The organism is Psychroflexus sp. ALD_RP9 (assembly GCF_017311165.1).
Lineage (GTDB): Bacteria > Bacteroidota > Bacteroidia > Flavobacteriales > Flavobacteriaceae > Psychroflexus.
This window is the reverse complement of sequence record NZ_CP062973.1, coordinates 1,742,336-1,759,753: the sequence shown is the minus strand read 5'-3', so window position 1 is coordinate 1,759,753 and position 17,418 is coordinate 1,742,336. Positions and strand designations below refer to the sequence as shown.

Genomic DNA, 17,418 nt, shown 5'->3' with positions numbered 1-17,418 from the left:
TTTTGTAGCTCATTAATTTACTTTAAGAGTTTACGAATGTCTTTTCTTTTTTGCATCGCCCAATCCCGAAGTTTCGGGAGAAACAAATCCCGTCCCGAAGCATCGGGAATCGGGACTAGACTGACGATACAAAAGCTAAATTGTAGACTTATTGGCTAAATTTCAGAAACTCATTCCATTTTACAAATGGAATTCAAACAGTCTGAAATTAAACGCTAATTTCACTGTCAATTTTACGCTTTCGTCTCGATAGGCCGTTTTATGATTTGTGTTATGTTAAGTTTTTGAGATATACTAAACGAACAACGCTAAACAGACAACAGAAAACTGATCTACTACTATACCATTACACCACTATACCACTACACAAAACAGCTATAAGCTATAAGCCGTAAGCAGTATGCCGTAAGCAAAAATCGCTTAAAGCCAACTTCACCATTCACGATTCACGAATCACGAATCACTGGTTACTGATAACAGAAAACTGAAAACAGAAAACCGATTTTACCATTACACAATTCGCGAATCACGCATCACAAATCACGAGTCACCGATAACCTATAATAAACAAAAACTAAAAACCTAGACCTTATAACGCCATTGATGGGCATCATCGGCACGGTTATATTGAATATCTTGTAGTTTATTTTTAAAATGAGTGGCATATGGCTGTTCAATTTCAGGTAAATCATGATAAACACCATCATGCTCAAAACCTTCAACACGAACTACAGTAGCAGCTGTACCAGCACCAAAAATCTCTTTCAATTCACCAGATTTTGCAGCCTCTACAATTTGCTTTACAGAAACCCGATCAACGATAACTTCAACACCTTCATCTTTAGCCAATTGAATAATGCTTTTTCGTGTTACACCATCTAAAATACGGTCATTGGTTGGAGCGGTCAACAATTGATCTCCTATTCTAAAAAAGATATTCATGGTACCCGCTTCTTCTAAATATTCATGTGTACTAGCGTCTGTCCAAATAATTTGATCAAAACCTTTAGCTTTCGCCAGCTGTGTCGGATAAAACTGTGCACCATAATTACCAGCTGCTTTAGCAAAACCAACACCGCCATCTGCAGCACGGCTATATTCCTGAGCAAAAACTACTTTTACTGCTTTATTGTAATAAGCTTGCGCAGGACATGTAATAATCATAAATCGATACTCACTAGATTCAGAAGCCGAAACACCAGCCTCAGTCGCTATCGCAAAAGGACGAATATATAAAGAATTACCTTTGCCTTTTTTTACCCAATCTTTATCAAGCTCTAGTAAGGTTTTTAAACTTTCAAAAAAGTATTCTTTTGGAAATTCTGGAATCGCCATTCGTTGACTTGAACGATTAATTCGATTAAAATTTTCTTCTGGTCTAAATAACCAAACTTCGTCGTTATCGTCTTTAAAAGCTTTCATACCTTCAAAGACTGCTTGACCGTAGTGAAAAACTTTTGCGGAAGGTTGAAAAGTCATCGGACCATAAGGTACTATTTTAGGCTGCTGCCATTCACCATCAATAAAATCGCAGTACATCATGTGGTCGGCGTACTGTTTTCCAAATTGTAAATTATTAAAATCGACTTCATTAATTCGAGTCTTTGCAACAGGTTGAATATCTAATATAGAAGTTTTTGCGTCCATGTGATATAATTTTTTGCAAATGTACTAAATTTACCAATGAATTAAATCTACATATTATTAACTTTGTCCTAAATTAGTGCAAATAAATTTAATTATTATCATGAAAAAAGCAGTTTTATTATCAATTTTATTAGGATTAGCCGCTTGCCAACAAAATTCTTCATCTTCAGCAGAAAATGAAAAAAAGGCAACTGAGATAGAGGCTTCAACTGAAAAAGAAGGCAAAGACAGTGTTGAGGAGTCTTCACAAGAAGAGGAGTCTACCAAAGAGCTCAGCTTACAAGACCAAACTATTTTCGGTGAAGATTTTGAACTCACTGATGTTAAAAGTTCTACTGAAATCTTTGAACTCTACAACAACTTAAATACTGGAGATACATTGCAAGTCAAATTTGAAGCTAAAGTGAATTCAGTTTGTAAGAAAAAAGGATGCTGGATGCGCTTAGCCATCGGTGAGCAAGAAGAAGCTTTTGTTAAATTTAAGGATTATGCTTTTTTTGTTCCTAAAAATAGCGCTGGTGAAACGGCCGTTGTTAACGGTAAAGCTTATGTTGAAAATGTGAGTGTAGAAGAACAACGACATATGGCTGAGGATGCTGGTAAATCTGAAGAAGAAATTGCTGCGATTACTGAACCTAAATCAACTTTGGCCTTTATGGCTTCTGGTGTAAAATACCAGATGAAATAATACAACTTAATTTTAAACACAGCCGCTTTGCTTCTCGCTTAGCGGTTTTTTTAGCTCTACAATATGCTGAAACGCAAAATCATCACCACAGCCGATGGCTCTACGAGTCTTCATATTCCAGAATGGAATGAACATTACCACTCTAAGCACGGCGCCATTCAAGAAGCCCGACATGTGTTCGAGCAAATGGGTTTAAATTACTACCTTAATCAAGGCACTTTCTCTCAAATTAAGGTTTTAGAAGCCGGTTTTGGAACAGGTTTAAATGCCTTAATGACCTTTAACTGGGCAAAACTAAACACTATAAAAGTCCACTACAAATCACTGGAAGCTTACCCGATTACCGAAGACGAAATGGAACAGCTTAATTTCTCTTCTACCTTTGGTGATATTGAACCTGAATTTAAGAAGCTTCATCAAGCTGAGTGGGACTCGCCTTTTGAAATTCATTCATTATTTACACTTGAGAAGATGCATCAAAAATTTAGTGAATTGAGCGAATCTAACTGGGCAGATATTATATTTTATGATGCTTTCGGGCCACGTGTACAGCCAAAACTTTGGGAAATTAATATCTTAAAAAAATTCTACGACGCACTTACAACCAAGGGCATTTTTGTGACCTATTGCGCTAAAGGTCAAGTTCGCCGAAACCTTGAACAATTAGGTTTTCAGGTTGAACGCTTAGCAGGGCCACCCGGAAAACGAGAAATGCTTCGGGGAATAAAATCTTAGATTGAGCTCGTCGGTTTTCGGTTGTCAGTTTTCTGTTAACCGTGAATAGTGAATCGTTGCTCGTGTAATGGTGTAATGGTAAAATCGGTTCTCTGTTGTCCGTTGTCGGTTCCAAATTCACGGCGGCTGAGTGTTCCGACATTTTCGTCGGAATGTATCGAAGCCTCTGTTGTCAGTTCGAGTGGTTTTTCTTGAAACCATGTGGAAAGAAAAAGTGTATCGAGAACCTGTTTTCAGTTAGCGGTTGCCAGTGAATCGTTTTGTTAGCTCTAAGTTTTAAGCAATAGGCATTTTTGGCTTAAAGCTTACGGCTTATAGCTTATAGCTGTTTTGTGAAGCAGTATAGTAGTATAGTTGTGTAATGTCGGCTTTTTCGCAGAAATGTAACGAAGCCTCTATAATCGATTAACTAAAAAGCAACTGCTATTTACAATTATTGACAACCTTAAACCACTGTTGTTTAACCACTTGCCAATCAAAAGCTTCAACCTTTTGTCGGCCTTGACGGCTAAGTAAGTGCGTTAGTTCAGGCTGATTAAGCAGTTGTTTTATGGCTTCACACATGGCTTGAGGATCATCTGGTGAGACCAATAAAGCATCTTTTTGATGGTCTAATAAAAAAGGGAGTCCACCAACATTGGTGCTCACAACAGGCAAACCTAAAGCCATGGCTTCAATAACACTCACTGGTGTGTTATCAACATTTGTGGTATTGATAAAAATATCAAAATCTTTGGCATAAGCCAGCCAATCTGCTTTAGGCATGCCACCAGTAAAGGTCACTGGTAAATCATGTTTCTTGGCATAGGTACGACAAGTTTGAATACTATCGTCTTTAAAGGGTCCGACCATACTTAGTTTTGCATCTGGAAAACGCTTTAAAAGTTGTTTGAGAACTTTTAAGGCTAAAAGCGGATGATAGATTTCTGCGAATGAACGTACCCAAATCAGATTTGGTTTAATGTGTTCACGTTGTTTAAAATCATAATGGTTTAAAGCAATGGTATTGGGGATAAAAACTAAATTTGTGTAGCCCGCTTGTTCAAAGTGATGCATTAAATAGCTTGAAGGCGCCACATTAATTTTAGCATTGTTAAACAGCTGATGACAAAGTTTGGGATTTTTCGCTAAGCGTTTGGGCAAATCGCCGCCTCTTAAAATGGGGATATAATCTAGATTTAAAAATTGACATAGCAACCCGCAAGAGTAAGAAAACCAGAAACCAAGTGTACTATATGTATCAATAAAAACAATATCAATTTTTGTTTGAAGTCTTATAATTGATTTCCACATGTCTAACAACCGGAGTAGTTGATTTTGTTTTGAGGATGCCTTAAAAACTGTAAGTCCTTCATTTTCTAAAAAACGCCCAAGTGTTTCTACCGATGTTGGGGTTTTCCCTTTTTTAGATAGTTGGTTTCCTAAATAAAGAATGGACTTAGTCATGGCTTACAATACTATTTTGGTTGCTTAAGGATCTCTTTTTTACGCCTTTTTTAATGTTAGAGCGCTTCGCTTTAAATTGTACACTTAATAATGCAAAACCATAAAAAAAGCCAGGCGCTGCAATTCGCATAGCAGAATGATTAATAGTTGCTCCCCAAAAAACAATAAGTGGTATAATAAATAAGTTTTTAGGCTGTTTTAAGAATTCAAAAGCTGGTACAAGCAGTAATAATAAAAGTGCTATGATCCCTAGTAGGCCATGCTCTGAAATCATCCGTGTGATTTCATTATGTGATGCTGCTTTATCACCGACCAACTCTAATCTAGCTACTTTACTCATTCCAACACCAGAACCTAAGAAAGGTTGATCTGAAAAAATTTCAAACTCAGCATTAGCAATTTCAACACGACCTGTGGTGATGTCTTCTCGTTCAACACCTGAAGCCTGCTCGTTAGCGTATTTCCTTGCAACCATACCGCCTGTAGATAAAACTGTAATTGTCCAAACGACTATTCCAGCACCCACGATCAATCCTAATTTAGCAAACGACTTAGATTTTAATTTAATAGGCGCATACCAAAAGTAAACCCCTAGAAAAGCAATAAACATGAGCAAAGCAGTTAAAACACCACCTCTAGATAAAGTGGCTAAAGCACGCATAGCCATTAAAGGAATACTTCCTAGTACAATTAACTGTACTAAGTTATTTTTGTGTGGCATAATAAAACGTACTAAACCGATAAATAAACCTATTCCTAAGGCGGTGGAGACTTGATTTGGCCCGTAGCCTCCAGAAGCTCCATAGCTAGCATCCGCATTAGTTACCACTTTAGATAAGTCTGGAGCATAAAACACAATATAGACCGTCATGAGTATAATGGGTAATAACATTAAATCTAAAATCTTTAAAAATCTACTTAATTTAATTGTAGAATCATAACAGAATAAAGCGCTAGCTGCGAGTGACAATGGCCCAGACAAATTGAACAAAATATTTGTTCTAAAGTCCATACCAAAGGGTAAATCAATATAAGTAATGTATACAGCAGGTAAAAGCAATAACAGGTAAACCACATATATAAGTGCCTTTCGTTTAAAGCCATGGAAAAACATGCCCAAAAGCATAAAAACGATGACTGAATATTTACCAATTTCCCATAATAAGGCACCACCAGTCATTCTTAAAAAGACCTCAGCTGCTGTAACATAGGCAGCTGCCTCCAGAATCACATATTTATCTTTAGGATTCTGTAGGATTTTTATAATAAAATAGACAAATAAGCCTAAAAAATAAAGTGTTGCTAAAGGCTTAAATAGGTAAATGACAAATCCTAATACCGCATGAAAAATTAAAGCGTTTAAGTAAGGGATTTCAGTCGGGCGCTTGAGACGTTTTGTAATTCTTCTTCGCATTAATTCTTAATATCATCGTCTGTTAAAAATGCCCAGGCTTTCATGTCTTTAACTAATTTTTTACCTATAAGAGCTTGATAGCTAGAGGCATCAATGCCGTAGCCTTTTGGTTTTTTGGCTTCTAGATCTTCAAAACAAACAACGTGTCCTTTTGGTAGGTCTTTGTTGACGGCTAACGACTTTTCAAAGATAGCTTTTAAGCTTGAAAATTCCTGATGATTAGCTTTATCCATTGGATTTTTTAAAGCTGTGTATATTTTTTTTGTGGCTTCAACTAAAGTTGATGTCTCTTCTAAAGTTAGAGATGCTTCAACATCAGGGCCAAACATATCTTTATGAAATACCACATGAAACTCTAAAATTTCAGCACCTAATGTACTAGCTGCAATTCCAGTAGCTATTGTACCTGAATGATCTGAAAAACCGATTTTTAAATTCGGATAGCGCTTTTGAAGCTCTGTAATTACATTTAATCCATATTGCTCAGGTTGTGTCGGATAAGCGGTTGTACATTGTAAAATACTTACATCTGCTTTCCTCTCCAAAAGAAATTGAACAGCATCATCGAGTTCTTGGTAAGAACTCATTCCACTAGAAATAATGACAGGCTTTTGAGTTTGAGCTATTTTTTCAAGCAGTAAAAGGTTGGTTACTTCTCCACTTCCAATTTTGTAAACATCTACTTTAGCTTCTTCTAACAAGTCTACAGCCGCATTGGAAAATGGACTACTGATAAAGTCTAAACCCTTAGCTTTTGTGTATTCTCCTATTTCATTCCATTGCTCTTGGGTAAACGACATACGCTCCCAATATTCATAACGCGTTTGATCTTGTTTTGAAAATTTAACCCGAAAGGGTTCAAATTCGCTACTTTCTGCATGCGCCATATGCGTTTGAAATTTTATGGCATCTACCCCAGTTTTAGCTACGGCATCAATATAAGCATATAACATGCCTAAACTACCTTCATGGGCTTGCCCTATTTCTGCAATAGTGTATATCGATGTACAATGAGTCTTTATTTTAAAATCCATTTACTAAATGTTAAATTTTTAAACACTAAATTAATTAAGATGATCTAATTAATTTGTTACAATATTACTCATTTTTAGAAGCATTATCAACTGTTTTAAAGTTACTTAAACCGCTTTATAAATCTCAACAATTTGATTGATAATTGCTGCTTCACCATATTCTGAAATTACTTTTTTATGAAGCAACTCTGCATCTTTTTTTGCTTCTTGGGGATGAGCTAAATAAGATTTTAACGCTGCCGCTAGCGCATTGGGGTCACCCGGTTGAACTACTTTTGCAAAATCACCCACTACCGAAGCGCATTGGCCAACATCAGTAATGACTACAGGTTTTTGAGCTATGGCATATTCGAGTAGACTAACAGGAAGGCCTTCTGATCGCGAACTTAACAAAGCAATATCGGCTTCCTCAAGATAGGCTTGAACGTTTTCAACACTTCCATAAAATTCAACATTTAAATCTAATTGATGTTGATGAATTAAATCTTTTATTGATTGGTAGTACCTATCATTGATATGATATTGCCCTAATAAATGTAGTTTTACTGAAAATGTTTTGCTTAATAACTTTAAAGCTTCAATAGCTACTTCATGATTCTTTTGAGGACGAATATTTGCAACTTGAATCAAATGAAAAATTTCATTACCCTTTTTTAAAAACTGCTGTTGTTTAGGAATATTATTAAAACTTAATCTTGAAAAATTTTTAATGTAAGATACTTGAGAGCAGTTTAATTCATCTTCTGCCCATTTTTTTAACTTTTCATTTACTGAAATAATTGCTTTAAAAAAAAATGATGCGTATTTCAAAATATTTCTGGGACGATGAATTAACTGCTCACTTTCACCGTAGTGATCATGCCAAATTAATTTTAATTTTGGCATTCTAATTTTAATCAGCGTTGCAAAAAAAAATGAAGTGCTATGAGCGTGTAAATGGGTGATTTGGTGCTGCTTGATAAACTGAATCGCTAAGCTAAGGGCTTTAAAATCTACAGAACGCCGTTTATTTACATATAAATAATGGTCTAGATGGTTAATCTCAGCCTTTAACAAGCCTTCTTTACGGGTGGCAATTAAGCCAGAAAAATCAACTTTTTGATGAAGCGCATTGGCTAAATTAACAGCCATACGTTCTCCACCACCAGCTTCTAAGGAGTCGATGATTTGCAAAACACGTATGGGTTGGTGTTGATTTTGTTTCATTGTTCTGTTTTCTGTTGTCTGTCTTCTGTCATCTGTCGATTGTCATCTGTCGATTGTCTTCTGTCATCTGTCATCTGTCGATTGTCTTCTGTCGACTGTCAACTGTGGACTGTAAACTGTGGACTGTGGACTATCAAATTTTAAACTTATTTCTTAAGATATTTAATAAATCCTGACAAAAGTTTTTTAACTTGTTCTAATTTACTAAATACTTCATTATCTTCATCTATAAACTTTAATTCAACAGATATTAATAGTTGGGTCTCTAACTCTAGCGCTGAACCATAAGCTATCTCTACAAACCGCTTATAATCTTTATCTGAACTCCGACTGTTGCCTTCAGTCTAACCCGTGAAATACGATTTGAGTCTATTTTTCAAGAACATTTTACCATAATGAGTTTTAAAATATTTTTCTCTTCTCAAGGCATCATTTTGAGACAAACAAGCTTCAAAATAAATCATCTTAAGTGGTCTTCTCTGTTTTGTAGATTCTACGTAACCTTTATTATGTTGCTCAAATCGTAAATTCAAATCCTGAGTGTAACCTGCATAATTTTTGCCATCGGTTTCACTTTGCAATATATAAACGTAAAAGAAATCTTTCATAGGGCTTTAAATTTATTTCACAGGTCAAGTGTTAGATGGAATTGAAACTGATGCACGTCTTAGTTGACTAATTCAATTGATTCTTTCATCATTAGGAAAAATAGCAGTGACTTGATAAATCAGCTTGACTAATTCAATTGATTCTTTCCAAACATTTAATTTCTTGTAATCCATTTTCTCTCTTTTGTCATCTGTCGTTTGTCTTCCGTCTACAGTCTTCTGTCGACTGTCAACTATGGACTGCGGACTGTCCTATTTATAACAATTTACGAATTTCATCTTCAAACTTATCTAAAGTATAATTTCGTGACCATTCGGCTGCATTGGTTGATAATTGTTCTAAGCTTTCTGGAGTTTCCTTAAAATCAATTAGCTGCTTTAAGGTTTGATCGATATTTTGACTATCCATTAAAATGCCGCGCTGACCATTACTAAGCATCCAAGGCACACATGAAATTGGAGTAACTATAGGTATACAACCCCAAAACATGGCTTCAGCTACTACTTTAGGCCAGCCTTCAGATTGACTGGGTAAAATCAAAAAATGAGAATATTTCAAAGCCTTTTTAACGACGTCTTTAGGTTGATTACCATATACAAATGCCCAGTCTTGAGCATTGAGTTGTTGAATGTCTTCATTGAGAGAAGTTTTTAATTCGCCATCACCGTAAAAATGTATAACGGCATCCATCCCTTTTTGTCTTAGCTTATTGACTAATTGCAATGCCAATTGTGGTCGTTTGCCTTTTGACAAACTCCCGACAAAACAAAAATGCCAAGGTTTGGTATAATTTCTAACATATAAAGCTTCTTTTTCACTATCGTTATAAGTTGCGGTAAAAAATGGTTTGATGTTTTTTGTTTGATTTAACCATTGCCCATAAACTAAGACCTGCATGTTTTTAGTTAGAATGGTATTACTTAAAATCCACTTTTGCAATTTGTAACTCCATGGTTGTTTTGACTTTGGATCCCAGTTGCCTGCATATTTAGCTGTTTTTGGGATACTTGGAAAGAAGATTTGAACTAAACAACCTAACAAACCCATATTACCTGGACAGCGTAAATGGATATGATCAGCTTGCTGCATGGATTTGAAAATTACGCCTAGGATTTTGGGTAACTTTATGAGGGTTTTTAAAAGGGCTTTCAACCCGTTTAAAGAAAATGCTGGGACTTCTGCAAAAGCAATCTTTTGATGACGGTAAGCCAAATTAATATTTTGATCAAAAGCACTTGATAATGGTGCTACAATATAAACCTGGTCTACATGATTTAGCCATAAATTCATTTCACGAACATAAGGTGCGTAGGCGTAAAATTGATTATTCACCTTATAATGACGGGTGTGTGAAATAATTAGGAAATTCATTAGTTTTCTTCTAAGAATAATAACGTATCATTTATTGTAACAGCAGTTCGTTTAACTCTAAAATTAGTTTCTGTTGATTCTATGACTTGTTTGTAACTATTTTTAAAGTAGTTTTTAAAATTTTTAGCTTCTTTGTAATGAATATTGTTAAACCAATTTTCATCACCTATTGAGTTGACTTGTCTTAGGCCTTTAAAACGACTAAAAAGTTTTTTAAAATACTCAACATAAATTTTATAAATATCATTTAATATTGGAGGCAAAGACTTAAATTTTCGGTTATCTGAGTAATTTATTGCAGAATCCTTAAATAAATTTTGGTTTAGCTTTCTTAATCTTTCTTTATTAAAATTACTATAAGCTGAAGATCTAAAGCCATATTCAGAAGATTTCTTATCCCCTAAAATAAAAACAGGGTATTTAAAGAAACTTAAATCAGACAAATGTGCATAAGTCCATGTAAGTCCTCTTGATAAGTGATAAAACCAAGTTGCAATTTCTTTTTTTGTTTTAAATTTAAAATTATAAGATTCTATCCCAAACTTCATTTCTTCTTTTATGACTTTAAATAATTGTTTTCTAGTTTTAGTCTTTTTAAACTGTTCAAAACCTGAAGTTGGAACCCTTGGTAGAAGAGCGTAATTTATTAAATCATCATAAAGTTTAGATTTTAAAGACGGTTTTTTCCAAGCAGAAGCAAAGGAATTTTCATTAAAGGGTAATAAACTAAATCCATAATGAATTATACCATCGGACTGATAATCTGAAATCATTTTTGAATAATTCCCTCCCCTAAAATATATTCTTGAATCAGTCATTAATGTATATAGCGAATGTTCAATATGCTCACGATTATTGATTTTTAAGTCTAATTTATAAGTTTTAGCTACTTCTTTTATAATTTGTTTTTCGTTTCCTTCCAGGCTATAAAGTTTTGGCTTAACTCCAGATTTCATAAGAATACCCAGGACAAATCGGCTATCTAAACCTCCTGACATGGCCAAGGATTGATTTGATGTAACAGGCACAGTTTTAACTAATGTATTTATAAGCTTTTTGTCGTCATTCTTTTTAGGTTTAAAATCATCGATTTTTTCAAGCTGATTATTTTTTAATTTAAATAAATAAGGTATTTTTTTAACATTATCAAATAATGTCATGTTTCCAGGAAAATATCCCACACTCGACAAAATTTGAACGTTTACTTGAGATGGTAGAGTTTTGTCTGTTTTAGCGATTAGAAGTTGAAAATCAGAAATACTATCTTCAGAATAATAGACACTTGTAGTTTCACTAGGAATTATATCTAAAAAGTTATCATCAAAATAAATTATAATGTTGTTTAAAAGTGTATCAAAATCTAAATTTTCAAATGACTTTAGTGTTTCACCTTTATGGAAAATAGGTTTATAAGTCTGTTTTTCATCAAAATCAAGCTTACCAATTACAATAGCATTATCAAAAACGTGAAGTTGGTCTTGTGGTTTAGCACTGAACCAGTATAATGTATTCATTGAATTTAAGTTAAACTCAAATATTTCTGAGAAATGACTATGTAACTCTATTAACTTTTCTCTATATTTTTTAATAGCACCTTGTGCAGCTTGTGTTTTTTTACTTAAAATAAACATTAATTATCATTTAAAGCTTGATTAATTTTTCATACATCAAAATATTCTTTTTCAACAACACATCCAAACTAAATCGCTCTTGAATATCTTTTATCGCATTTTGCCCCATTTGATGGGCTTTGTCACGGTTTTGAAGCATATAAATCACTTGCTTAGCCAAGTCATCTAGATCTAATGGATTACATAGCAATCCCGTTTCGCCGTGTTTAACCGCTTCAGGCCCTGGCCCTAAGTTACTAGCTACAAAAGCTTTACCCATACTCAACACTTCAATCCAAGATAAGGGCATGGCTTCCATATGCGAGGGATACGCACATACTTCTGCTTTTTCGATTTCTTTGGGGATTTGCGCATTTTCAATAGACCCTAAAAAAAATACATCTTCCTTAACTTCTGATGGAATCTCTGTCTTAAGGTAGGCTAAATAGGATTTTTGTGTTCCTCTGATTTTTGTATCTCTTCCTGCAATAATTAAATGAGCGTCTGAAACGGCTTTTTTAATTATTGGCATGGCTTTTATAAGTTGCCTGATTCCTTTTTTTTCACAAATAGACCCCGCAAAAAAAATACGTCCTTTGATTTCTTTATTGTAATCAGCAGGATAAAAACGATTTAGATTTGCGGGGTTATATATGGCTTCACCTCGTTTATCTTCAAAATCCATATACTTGGCTGTATGGTTCATCACATATTTACTGACGCCAATAATATAATCAGCTTTTCTAAAACTTAGGCGTTCTTGAAAAGATTTCCAAGGCTCAACGCCACGATTTTCAGACTCCGCAAAGAAATGATGACCACCGTGCATTCGAATTAAATATTTTATGCTTGGTATTTTTTTGATAAAAGCAAAGCCAAGCTCAGCTGATTCAATAACATCAATTTGCTTTACTTGGTTTAATCTTAATATGGCTTTATTTAATATTTTATTGTTATAAAACCATCCCATTTTGTTGATTTTACTCTTTTTATAACGGTAGATAATCACACCATTATCAACTTCTTCTTCATCTTTTTGCAAATAATTTAAACCTATTACACTTACCAAGTGATTTTGTTTAACCAATTCTTGAGCTAAAGTTTGAACAACTGTCCCAACACCACCATGAGGAAAGCCATCTTTCGGATATTCTGATGTCAAAAAAACTATATGCATGCTTAACTATTTACCAAATGTTGATTAATTAAGCAGCTTGATGTTATCCTAAGTTTATCTGGAATGATCCGTTCACACCACTTCATCATATCTTCCTTTGTTCGTCCATGGTGTTTATCTAGATTATTTAAGATGCCGGGTAAGTCCTTTTTAGAATTAAGCCAAACTACTGGTTTAAGTTCTTTCATACTTCTAAAATGTTGAAATTTATATACTCTTTTAACCGACCAATGTAAATTTGGTTTAACTTCATAATTTAGATAGATAGCAGGTTTATGATGCATACCAAAATCTAAAGCCATTGTTGAGCCCACATTAATAACAGCGTTAGCATGTTTACATAAGCTCGATAGTATATTTAAGTCTGTTACCTTAGGATAAGCATCAGACCAATTTGAAGACAACACCCAGTCTGCCCCTGTTTTTTTTATGATTTCAGGAAATTTATCTATGACCTTTTGATATTTATCAAAGCCTTCTACAGGTACAGGTCTTAATAAGATTTGCCATTCTGTAGCAAGACCCGAAATTTTTATTTCTTCAGCTATGTCTTGTAAGTATTCTGGATCAAAAGGTGAAGTTGTTTTGTCATCTCCACTAAAACATAGCCACTTTTTTTTCAAATCTAAACCATAATAGTTGGCAAGTTGTTGTTTAGTCCATAAATATGAACTATCATAATGAAATTGAAACTGAGGTGTGCCAAGTATTTTTATTTGATGGTCCTTAATTTCAGGATAAAAAGATTTAAATTCAGCTTTCATGTAAGGACTCCAGACCAAATATTCATCTGCTCGTAAGGCTAATCTAGCTTTAGGTAAATTATCCCAAGAATAAATAGCTGTAACCGTTTTTATACCTGCATCTTTTGCAGCTGCAAAAATTGGCGCAGCTATAACAGCGCGTTGATGCGTACAAAATAATACATTGGGCTGAAGCTCTTTAAAATTGTCATAATAATATTGGTATACCTTTGATCTACGAATTACTTTTTCATATTTAGTTTCTAAAGCTAATATTCGATTTTGAGACTTGTGAAAATATGATTTGAATTCAATAATAGCATAAAAAAGTTTAAGTTTAAAAGATACTTTTTTAGGCATATAATTGCTCAAAATTGTAGGATTAGATTTTAATTCTGCATTATATTTTAATCGTACTAAATGAATAAGTTCACGATAGAACTTTTCTTTGAAACTTTCCTTATATCTAATAAGTTGTTTTAAGTTAAATGATTTTTGTAACCCAAAATCAGTTATAGAATTTGATTTAAAATTGTGCAGAAGTATTGACTCAGTATTGAAACGATCAAAGATGCCAGTGTATATATAGTTCCTGATTCCTACCCCATCAGGCATTAGTATGCAAATCTTTTTATTCATTTTCAACTAATTTACTAACACTTATCCATTGCCAAATATGAAAACTAGAGGTTTGATTGCCATTTTTATAATCTTCCCATTCAACTTTCATTTGCTGTACATCAAAATGTTTTGCTAAACTACTTTTTTCAATTGAAGCTATAGCATGATTTACCAAAAGTTTCAATTCTTCTGCTAACCATTCACGCTGTGGCGTTTGTAAAGGCCTTTTTGGAGCAAAGGCTACATTTTTACTATAATCGCTTAAAATTTCTCGTAATAAAAACTTTCCCTGCCTATCTCTTATTTTAAAATGTTTTGGAAGAGAAAATGCAAACTCTACTAAACGATAGTCTAAAAAAGGTTCGCGCAATTCTGTGGTAGATGTCATTGAAACCCGATCATTAAAACGTAAAGCTCTTGGGATTTTAGTGTAAAACAAATCTCTGTATTGCTTATTCAGTAAATCATTATTAAAGGGTTGTGGATAAGTTGGTTTTTGGGCTTTAGCTAAAATAGAATCTGATAATACATTGATTTTATAAGGACTGCTAGTAGATTGTCCTTGAATGGTATTATTCGTATTATTTTGGTAATAATCGTATCCTGCCCAAGCTTCATCCATGCCTTGTCCATCTAAGATAACTTTGATACCTTGATTAGCCATTGTTTCAAACACTTTTGCGTAGGCAATGGTAGGAATACCGCCATAAGGTTCATCTTGTATTTTACTCAATCTTTGATGGCGCTCATTTACTTCATCTGACTTTAAAAGCACCTGGTCTAATTGTGTTTGTGTTTTTGCAACCATTTGCTCAACCCAAGGTAATTCATCATAGCGCTCATCATCTGTATAAAAGGTAAAGGCTTTGATATTTTTTGCTTCTTCACGTTGATTGACTAGGGCTAATAATAAAGATGAGTCTACTCCACCACTTAAGGTAAAACCAACAGGTACATCTGCCCGAAATCGTAAATCAATACTATTTTTAAGTATTTTTTTATACTCTTCTTTTGCTTCATCTTCACTTGTGTTTTGAAGCTCTAGAATTTTTTTATTTGTTCGGGAAACAAAATCGTACCATTGATTGATTTGTAGCTTATTTTCCTTGTAATTTAAAAAATGACTACCAGGTAATTGTTGAATATTTTTATAAAAACTTTCATCTGGCATACCATAACTACCATAAGCTAAGTAATTGGCTAAAACTTTCTCATTGAGAGTTGGATTCACTAATTGCTTTATCGCTTTTATTTCGCTCGCAAAAATAAAATTCTTTTCTTCATGATAATAATAAAAAGGCTTTACACCAAAGCGATCTCGCGCTGCAAAGAGTTTATTGGTTTTGGTATTGAAAAAAGCAAAAGCAAACATACCGTTTAGCTTTTCTAAGCAATTTTCTCCCCATACTAAAAAGGCTCTGTACAAAACCTCTGTATCAGATTGTGTATCAAAAGTATAACCTTCATGTATCAACTCTTCCCTTAACTCTACATAATTGTAGATTTCACCGTTGTAAACTAACACCCAAGGGCTATCATTTCTTTGAAAAGGTTGATCTGCGCCTTCATTTAAATCGATTATTGATAACCGGTTATGACCTAGAGTTATACCGTTTTGTTGAAAATGCTGAATGGAATCATGACCTCTATGGTGCATAATTTCAGTCATTTTACTGATGTTAAGTTTAGTGGCTTTTGGTCCTAAAATACCAGATATTCCACACATAAATTGATTAGTTTGTTAATTACAAATTTAACTATGTTTTTTATCCCTATAAAATTTAATTTAATAAAATCAATTCGGTAACAAAATGAATTTTACTTAATAATAGTAGATTTTTAGTCTATTTCAGAGTTTTTATCATTTCTTCTGCGTTTTCCCAATCTTCTAAAGTGTCAATATTTACATGTTTTGTGGGATTAGACTCTATATATGTTAAATTCTCCCCAAAGAAACTACCTTGTTTAATAACTTCTGTTTTTGTGATGTAGATGCTACCATCTCTAAAATAAGCCTTAGGCAAGTCTTGTCGACGTTTGATAATTTGCTTTTCGCCTGTGGCAATTTGCAAGTTGTGATGCTGGTCAGTTTCAAACACCCAATGCGGATTATATTCATGTGGTACCGGCAACACACTTATTAAAGCATCAGCTTTTGAAGTAATAAATTTTTCAAGCGCTAGATCGATAAAACCTTCTTCTCTAAAAGGTGAAGTTACTTGTAACAGAATAACTGCATCAAAAAATTCTCCTTGTTTTTCAAAGTATTGAACCGCATGCTGCACTACTCCTAAACTACCTGATTGATCTTGTGCTAATTCACTTGGTCGTTGAAAAGGCACCTCTAATCCGAGTGTTTTACCAACTTGCATAATTTCTTCGTCTTCAGTAGATAAGATAACTTTGCTAATTAAATTTGATGCAAGTGCAGCATCTGCTGTGTAAGCTAACAAGGGTTTACCGCCAAGTTCTTTTATATTTTTTCTAGGCACGCCCTTGCTTCCACCACGAGCAGGGATGATGGCGAGGATTTTGAGTGAAGTAAAATCAGTGACTGGGAATTCAGGTGTATTTGAGTTTTTCATTTGTTACATCTGTTTGGGTGATGAGTGAAGGGTGAGCAGTGAACATTTACTTGCAGACTGCGTAAAGTGATCAGTGAGCTGTGAATTATTATTAGTTCATTCATTTGCTTTTCTTTTTCAAATAATTTTTAAGTCCTATAATCAGCTTTCTTGTTTTAATTAACAAAACTTGAAAGTCTTCAACATTTTCAAAATAATTCTGTCGGAATCCAATATCAAATTGAGTGTCGAGTTCTGCTAAAGAACCGAGACTAATATCTAAAAATCTAATTAATTCTTTGTCTGAACTTTCCCACAGCCTTCTGCTATATTTGACGGTACTGAAATGGCAGATCTAAGAAATTGTTGCTTTAAGACGAAGTCTTCAGACCTAGGCATCGATTTAGATAATTGATAAACATAATCCACCAAATCCATGCTAACTTTCCATGCTTCTAAATCCTTGTGATTCATTTTATATTATTTATTAAATCAACTCTTCACTGACCACCCTTCACTCATCACTGTTAACTAATCACTCTTCACCCTTCAC

Annotated in this window: 14 protein-coding genes and 2 pseudogenes; 2 read left to right on the top strand and 14 right to left on the bottom strand. The window is 34.0% G+C overall.

What is annotated here, in order from left to right:
* Positions 1–582 precede the first annotated feature (582 nt).
* Entirely contained in the window at positions 583–1,647 is a 1,065-nt protein-coding gene (locus tag IMZ30_RS08125) for a branched-chain amino acid aminotransferase (RefSeq protein WP_207037818.1), read from the bottom strand.
* 100 nt (positions 1,648–1,747) lie between these two features.
* Between IMZ30_RS08125 and IMZ30_RS08120 the strand changes: the two genes are divergently transcribed.
* A complete protein-coding gene (locus IMZ30_RS08120) occupies positions 1,748–2,335 on the top strand; it encodes a DUF4920 domain-containing protein (protein WP_207037817.1) in 588 nt (195 codons plus the stop codon).
* A 63-nt stretch (positions 2,336–2,398) separates the two neighbouring features.
* Complete coding sequence (gene mnmD, locus IMZ30_RS08115; protein WP_317194386.1) at positions 2,399–3,070, top strand: tRNA (5-methylaminomethyl-2-thiouridine)(34)-methyltransferase MnmD; 672 nt, start codon at positions 2,399–2,401, stop codon at positions 3,068–3,070.
* Positions 3,071–3,493: 423 nt separating this feature from the next.
* Here the strand turns inward: mnmD and IMZ30_RS08110 are convergent, their stop codons facing one another.
* The 13 genes and pseudogenes from IMZ30_RS08110 to IMZ30_RS08050 all read right to left on the bottom strand — a co-directional run bounded on the left by IMZ30_RS08110 (position 3,494) and on the right by IMZ30_RS08050 (position 17,339).
* Complete coding sequence (locus IMZ30_RS08110; RefSeq protein ID WP_207037816.1) at positions 3,494–4,516, bottom strand: glycosyltransferase family 4 protein; 1,023 nt, start codon at positions 4,514–4,516, stop codon at positions 3,494–3,496.
* Positions 4,509–5,930, bottom strand: coding sequence for an O-antigen ligase family protein (locus IMZ30_RS08105; protein WP_207037815.1), 1,422 nt, complete (start codon positions 5,928–5,930; stop codon positions 4,509–4,511). Before IMZ30_RS08105 ends, IMZ30_RS08110 begins: the two co-directional genes overlap by 8 nt.
* Positions 5,930–6,964, bottom strand: a complete 1,035-nt coding sequence (locus tag IMZ30_RS08100; RefSeq protein WP_207037814.1) for an N-acetylneuraminate synthase family protein — start codon at positions 6,962–6,964, stop codon at positions 5,930–5,932. Before IMZ30_RS08100 ends, IMZ30_RS08105 begins: the two co-directional genes overlap by 1 nt.
* Positions 6,965–7,069: 105 nt before the next feature.
* Positions 7,070–8,170 (bottom strand): glycosyltransferase, encoded by a 1,101-nt coding sequence (locus IMZ30_RS08095; protein WP_207037813.1) that lies wholly within the window; start codon positions 8,168–8,170, stop codon positions 7,070–7,072.
* A 146-nt stretch (positions 8,171–8,316) separates the two neighbouring features.
* Positions 8,317–8,499: pseudogene (locus tag IMZ30_RS08090) on the bottom strand (four helix bundle protein); the annotation flags it as partial.
* Positions 8,500–8,514: 15 nt separating this feature from the next.
* Positions 8,515–8,778, bottom strand: coding sequence for a GIY-YIG nuclease family protein (locus IMZ30_RS08085; RefSeq protein WP_207037812.1), 264 nt, complete (start codon positions 8,776–8,778; stop codon positions 8,515–8,517).
* A gap of 256 nt (positions 8,779–9,034) precedes the next feature.
* Complete coding sequence (locus IMZ30_RS08080) at positions 9,035–10,150, bottom strand: glycosyltransferase (protein WP_207037811.1); 1,116 nt, start codon at positions 10,148–10,150, stop codon at positions 9,035–9,037.
* Complete coding sequence (locus IMZ30_RS08075; RefSeq protein WP_207037810.1) at positions 10,150–11,781, bottom strand: hypothetical protein; 1,632 nt, start codon at positions 11,779–11,781, stop codon at positions 10,150–10,152. The genes IMZ30_RS08080 and IMZ30_RS08075 overlap by 1 nt, the downstream gene beginning before the upstream one ends.
* A 10-nt stretch (positions 11,782–11,791) precedes the next feature.
* The gene (locus tag IMZ30_RS08070) at positions 11,792–12,937 is read right to left on the bottom strand and encodes a glycosyltransferase family 4 protein (RefSeq protein WP_207037809.1); all 1,146 of its coding nucleotides are present in this window, start codon (positions 12,935–12,937) and stop codon (positions 11,792–11,794) included.
* Between the two features lie 2 nt (positions 12,938–12,939).
* Positions 12,940–14,319 carry a hypothetical protein gene (locus IMZ30_RS08065; RefSeq protein WP_207037808.1) on the bottom strand — a complete coding sequence of 460 codons (1,380 nt, stop codon included), beginning with the start codon at positions 14,317–14,319 and terminating at the stop codon, positions 12,940–12,942.
* A complete protein-coding gene (gene asnB / locus IMZ30_RS08060; protein ID WP_207037807.1) occupies positions 14,312–16,027 on the bottom strand; it encodes an asparagine synthase (glutamine-hydrolyzing) in 1,716 nt (571 codons plus the stop codon). Before asnB ends, IMZ30_RS08065 begins: the two co-directional genes overlap by 8 nt.
* Positions 16,028–16,145: 118 nt before the next feature.
* The gene (locus IMZ30_RS08055; RefSeq protein ID WP_207037806.1) at positions 16,146–16,886 is read right to left on the bottom strand and encodes a cytidylyltransferase domain-containing protein; all 741 of its coding nucleotides are present in this window, start codon (positions 16,884–16,886) and stop codon (positions 16,146–16,148) included.
* Between the two features lie 100 nt (positions 16,887–16,986).
* Positions 16,987–17,339: pseudogene (locus IMZ30_RS08050) on the bottom strand (four helix bundle protein).
* Between the last annotated feature and the right edge of the window lie 79 nt (positions 17,340–17,418).

What these genes read in the sequence shown, in the direction of transcription:
- IMZ30_RS08105 (WP_207037815.1), bottom strand. Translation starts at nt 5,930, where the DNA reads ATGCGAAGAAGAATTACAAAACGTCTCAAGCGCCCGACTGAAATCCCT.
- IMZ30_RS08070 (WP_207037809.1), bottom strand. Translation starts at nt 12,937, where the DNA reads ATGCATATAGTTTTTTTGACATCAGAATATCCGAAAGATGGCTTTCCT.
- mnmD (WP_317194386.1), top strand. Translation starts at nt 2,399, where the DNA reads ATGCTGAAACGCAAAATCATCACCACAGCCGATGGCTCTACGAGTCTT.
- IMZ30_RS08120 (WP_207037817.1), top strand. Translation starts at nt 1,748, where the DNA reads ATGAAAAAAGCAGTTTTATTATCAATTTTATTAGGATTAGCCGCTTGC.
- IMZ30_RS08065 (WP_207037808.1), bottom strand. Translation starts at nt 14,319, where the DNA reads ATGAATAAAAAGATTTGCATACTAATGCCTGATGGGGTAGGAATCAGG.
- IMZ30_RS08095 (WP_207037813.1), bottom strand. Translation starts at nt 8,170, where the DNA reads ATGAAACAAAATCAACACCAACCCATACGTGTTTTGCAAATCATCGAC.
- IMZ30_RS08080 (WP_207037811.1), bottom strand. Translation starts at nt 10,150, where the DNA reads ATGAATTTCCTAATTATTTCACACACCCGTCATTATAAGGTGAATAAT.
- IMZ30_RS08055 (WP_207037806.1), bottom strand. Translation starts at nt 16,886, where the DNA reads ATGAAAAACTCAAATACACCTGAATTCCCAGTCACTGATTTTACTTCA.
- IMZ30_RS08110 (WP_207037816.1), bottom strand. Translation starts at nt 4,516, where the DNA reads ATGACTAAGTCCATTCTTTATTTAGGAAACCAACTATCTAAAAAAGGG.
- asnB (WP_207037807.1), bottom strand. Translation starts at nt 16,027, where the DNA reads ATGTGTGGAATATCTGGTATTTTAGGACCAAAAGCCACTAAACTTAAC.
- IMZ30_RS08075 (WP_207037810.1), bottom strand. Translation starts at nt 11,781, where the DNA reads ATGTTTATTTTAAGTAAAAAAACACAAGCTGCACAAGGTGCTATTAAA.
- IMZ30_RS08100 (WP_207037814.1), bottom strand. Translation starts at nt 6,964, where the DNA reads ATGGATTTTAAAATAAAGACTCATTGTACATCGATATACACTATTGCA.
- IMZ30_RS08085 (WP_207037812.1), bottom strand. Translation starts at nt 8,778, where the DNA reads ATGAAAGATTTCTTTTACGTTTATATATTGCAAAGTGAAACCGATGGC.
- IMZ30_RS08125 (WP_207037818.1), bottom strand. Translation starts at nt 1,647, where the DNA reads ATGGACGCAAAAACTTCTATATTAGATATTCAACCTGTTGCAAAGACT.